This window comes from Rhizobacter sp. P2_H2 (genome assembly GCF_056403375.1).
In genome coordinates this window covers 1-1,133 of record NZ_JBFUFP010001413.1, presented here as the reverse complement: position 1 = coordinate 1,133, position 1,133 = coordinate 1, and the positions used below count along the sequence as shown (strand labels likewise).

Annotated in this window: 2 protein-coding genes; both read right to left on the bottom strand. The window is 72.3% G+C overall.

Annotation, left to right across the window (positions count from 1 at the left end; translation table 11 throughout):
• The coding region (lpxK, locus tag AC1D15_RS33565) for a tetraacyldisaccharide 4'-kinase (protein ID WP_477829465.1) at positions 1–672 on the bottom strand (672 nt) is incomplete at its 3' end.
• A gap of 4 nt (positions 673–676) precedes the next feature.
• A complete protein-coding gene (locus tag AC1D15_RS33560; protein ID WP_477829464.1) occupies positions 677–1,105 on the bottom strand; it encodes an ExbD/TolR family protein in 429 nt (142 codons plus the stop codon).
• Between the last annotated feature and the right edge of the window lie 28 nt (positions 1,106–1,133).

Here is a 1,133-nt window from a genome sequence, read left to right as displayed (position 1 = left end):
CAGGCCGCGCTGCACGACATGACCCGGCAGCGCCGTCGACGCGATCGGCGCGTTGTACAGCAGCACGCTGCGCGCGGGCAGCGCAGGAGGCATCGGCTCGCGCAATGGCCCGGCCGGCAGCAGCCAGCCGTTGCCGGCCCCGCGCTCGTCGAACACGATGACCTGCGCATCGCGCGCGAGCTGCCGGTGCTGCAGGCCGTCATCGCAGACGATCACGTCGACCGCGGGATGGGCTGCCAGCAGCGCGCGGCCGGCCTGCACGCGGCGGCGGCCGACGGCGACCGGCGCGCCGCTGCGGCGCTGCATCAGCAGCGGTTCGTCGCCGCAGGCGCTGGCCGGCGTGTCGGGCGTCACCAGCACGACCGTGTCACCGGCGCTGCCGCCGTAGCCGCGCGACACGATGCCCGGCGTCCAGCCGTGCTGCCGCAGCAGCTCGACCACCGCCAGGCAGGTGGGTGTCTTGCCGGCGCCGCCGGCGATCAGGTTGCCGACGACGATCACCGGCACCGGCAGGCGCTCGATGCGCAGCCAGCCGGCCCGGAACGCGAAGCCGCGCAGCGCGACGATGGCCGCGTACAGCCCGGCCAGCGGGCGAAGGGCCCACGCGAGCGCGCCACGCGCCAGCCAGGCGCGCTGCAATCGAAGGGAGAGCGACACGGGACCGGCGCGCAGCCGCTCAGCGGCCGTCGCCGCCCTGCGAGCTCTGGGCCGCGAAGGTCAGCCGCGCGAGCCCCGCGCGGCGTGCGGCGTCCATCACCGTGATGACGGACTGGTGCGACGACGCCGCATCGGCCGAGACGATGATGATCRCGTCCTTCGCGCCGGCGGACGCCGACAGCAGCTCGGCCGTCAGCATCTCGACGCTGCGGCCGTCGAGCGTCTTGCGGTTGACCGCATAGCGGCCTTCCGCCGAGATCGCGACGATCACTTCCTTGTTGTTCTCGCGCGGCTTGTCGGCATCGGCCACGGGCAGGCTGATCTGCAGCTCGGTGAACTTCGAGTAGGTGGTCGACAGCATCAGGAAGATCAGGACGACCAGCAGCACATCGATGAACGGGATCAGGTTGATCTCGGGTTCTTCGGGGTGGTGCTTGCGGAACTTCATCGCCATGGCCCGTCAGCCTGCCTTGCGC